Source organism: Microcystis sp. M53603_WE2 (assembly GCF_030065435.1).
Window position 1 is genome coordinate 1 of the sequence record NZ_JASJFF010000617.1, and the last position, 3,388, is coordinate 3,388.

The following is a 3,388-nucleotide window of genomic DNA, read 5'->3' on the forward strand; positions in this document are numbered from 1 at the left end:
CAAGTTCAAATCCGACGCAACCTCAAGGGACAAGAACAGCTAATTCAAGCCAATCTCTGGCAATTAATCCAAAAAGGCGATAAAACCCAAGATGTTAGCCTTAGAGATGGTGATAGCATCGTTATTCCCACTAAAACGACCCTTAGCGTCGGGGAAGTCAATCAATTAGCTGATGCCAATTTTGGACTAGATAGCGATCGAGAAATTAATGTTACTGTGGTGGGAGAAGTTTATCGTCCGGGGTCCCATCGTATTGTCCCCAATCAAGTTAACACCGTCACCACAGAGAATAATCGGGGAATTCGACGACAACCGGCCCGACTAACCCAAGCTATCCAAGAAGCGGGAGGTATCAAACCCCTCGCTGATATCCGACAGGTGCAAGTGCTGCGTTATACCCGTGACGGTTCCCAGCAGAAAATCCCCGTAGATCTCTGGAGTTTGCTCGATAAAGGCGATATGACCGCTGATATCATCCTCCAAGAAGGGGATACGGTGATTATCCCCACCGCTACTGAAATCTCGGCCAAGGAATCGGAAACCCTAGCATCGGCCAGTTTTGCCCCCAAAACCATTAACGTGAAAGTGGTCGGGGAGGTGAAAAAACCGGGGACAATTGAAGTTCCTCCCAATACCCCTCTCAATCAGGCAATTTTAACCGCAGGAGACTTTGATAAGCGTCGCGCCAATCAGTCCACAGTGGAATTAATTCGTCTCAATCCTAACGGGACTGTCACCAAAAACTCAATTAACATCGATTTTTCCCAGGGTATCAACGAGAAAACTAACCCGATTCTCCGCAATAATGATGTGGTTGTGGTTCATCGTAGCGGTCTGGCCTCTGCCACCGACACCCTCGGCACGGTTTTAAGTCCCTTTACCGGTCTGACAGGCCTCTTCAACGGATTTTTAAATCTTTTCCGTTAAAAAAGTTCACTTTACCCCGATGTCATTAGCCCAGTAATCGAGCTAATAATAGATATAGAAACGGCAAAAAGTCGTGAGCAGTCACGGCTTTTCTGCTCAATAGACTCAGGAAAGAAAACTATGATTTTTCTCCTTACTCTAGCCCTCATCGCCCTGTCGATTAGCTATAATGTTCAAGGCGAAATAATTAGCCTCAGTACCCGCTTATTAGGTCTTTTTTGTGGCTTGTTAAGTTTGTTCTTTACACCCCTACTGGTAAAGGTTTTTATCCTTGTCACTTTAGTCCTCTTTAGCTGAGATTTTAAACCCTAAACCCGACTAAAACCCTAAGCATACATAACCCATCAAAAAAACTGTTATGCAAAAACGCTATCTCGGTCAGACTAATATAGAAATTACTCCCCTTCTTGTGGGTACTTGGCAAGCAGGAAAAAAGATGTGGGCAGGTATTGAAGATGAGGAAAGTATTAAGGCTATTCGTGCAGCTTTTGAGGCAGGAATTACCACTGTAGATACAGCCGAAATCTACGGGGAAGGTCACTCAGAATTGATTGTCGCTCAAGCTTTAGCCGATATGCGAGAACAGGTAATTTATGCCACCAAAGTCTTTGCTAATCACCTCAAATATGAGCAAGTTATCGCAGCTTGCGAGCGCTCTTTAAAAAACCTCCAAACTGATTATATAGATATTTACCAAATTCATTGGCCTAGTGGTTCATGGAACACGGAAATAGTGCCTATTTCTGAAACTATGGCCGCTCTTAATTATCTAAAGGCACAGGGAAAAATTCGCGCTATAGGGGTTTCCAATTTCTCCCGCTCTCAACTGGAAGAAGCCAGTCAATACGGCAGAATTGAGAGTATTCAACCTCCCTATTCTCTGTTTTGGCGCTCGGTAGAAAAGGAAATTATGCCCTATTGTATAGAAAATAATATTTCTATTCTCGCCTATTCTCCCCTTGCCCAAGGTTTATTAACAGGAAAATTTAGAAATGGTTATCAGTTGGCAGCGGAAGACCATAGAATTAAAAATAAACTCTTTCATGGCGAAAACTTTCAGAGGGTACAAGCGGCTTTAAATCAATTAGAACCGATTGCTGACCGCTATAATTGTTCCCTAGCTCAATTATCTCTTGCTTGGTTAATTAAGCAACCCCAAACTAATGCAATTGCTGGGGTAAGAAATGCTGCTCAAGCAGTTAATAACGCTCAGGCAATGACAATTAATTTAACCCCAGAAGACCTAAAATTAATTGATAATATTGGTAAACAGGTAACTGATTTCTTGGATGATAATCCCGTGCTGTGGGATTTCTAAAAATTATGCAGCAGTTATCCTAAGGGTGAGATAGAAGTTTTGGTGGGTGCATCTCAACATTTGCAGAAATACCGACAATCAGCAATTATCAGTGACTCTTAAATTGGTACAAAAATATGAACAATCGCGTCTAAGCATCCCACCGAAAAACTAATGCGCTCCGGGGTTTGGGGGCGGCGCCACGACCCCAACGGGGGGTTTGGGGGGTAGAACCCCCCAAAAGCTTGGATTGAGTGATAAAATCGGAAGTAACGGCCAATTTTAAAAGAGAGTTTCCCTTTAAAAATCCCAACTTAGTAGATTTACGAAAGTGAGATTCAGTTCCTGTTCTTTGATTGTAACTGGCTACTTAGTTGATGATAGGTGGTGCGTTAGTAACGCACCCTACGACTGGCTACTTAGTTGATGATAGGTGGTGCGTTAGTAACGCACCCTACGTTTTACTTCATCTTTATGAGAAAGGCTTGATATTTAATTCTCAGGAAAAAGCCTGTATAATGATAGCTATAGTCCGATTCTGATCGCAGGATTATCCCTATGGCTAAATCCAAAAAACACAATCTGCAATGGATCAAAGAAACCCTCGACTTAAATCCAGATCATAACTGGAAATCTAGTCCAGGTAATAGTATTTTTGTAGCTGGTCGCGGTGCAGTGCGCTTTGAAGTTCCTCAAGATTGGCATTTTGAACCCGATGATAATTCCTTTCGTTTTTTGGATAGAAAACCCCCCAATGATGATTGTCGTTTAGAGGTTTCCTATAATTTACTTCCCCCCGGAGATTGGAAAGAATTACCCCTAAAAGGAATGGTCAAAAAGTTAGCTCGTGAAGATAGCCGCAATCCTCACGAAATTGGCGAAGTTATCCAAGAAAAACGCCAAACTGCGCGCATTGTTTGGGTGCAAATTCAATTCATCGACCCCCAAGAAAATCGGCCAGCTTATTCCCGTATTGCCGTGGGTATTGGTTCTGGAGTTCAATGTTTAATTACTATGGATTATTGGGTCGATGATGCGGAAAAATTCACCCCCGTCTGGGATACGGTTATCTCCTCGCTGGTGTTAGGTTTATACATTCGCGATCCCCGCAGCGGTTTAGCTTTCCCCGACTAAAGGTAATAGCAATTTTGTAGGAAAATTTCC

Annotated in this window: 3 protein-coding genes; all 3 read left to right on the forward strand. The window is 42.9% G+C overall.

The window, feature by feature from the left end; translation table 11 throughout:
• Positions 1-927, forward strand: a 927-nt coding sequence (locus tag PX481_RS13135) for a polysaccharide biosynthesis/export family protein (RefSeq protein WP_288094711.1), incomplete at its 5' end; no start/stop codon positions are given.
• A gap of 358 nt (positions 928-1,285) precedes the next feature.
• Positions 1,286-2,245: an aldo/keto reductase gene (locus tag PX481_RS13140; protein WP_288023581.1), complete on the forward strand. Its 960-nt coding sequence runs from the start codon at positions 1,286-1,288 to the stop codon at positions 2,243-2,245.
• Positions 2,246-2,782: 537 nt separating this feature from the next.
• Positions 2,783-3,358 carry an Alr1449 family protein gene (locus PX481_RS13145; protein ID WP_288023583.1) on the forward strand — a complete coding sequence of 192 codons (576 nt, stop codon included), beginning with the start codon at positions 2,783-2,785 and terminating at the stop codon, positions 3,356-3,358.
• Positions 3,359-3,388: the final 30 nt, after the last annotated feature.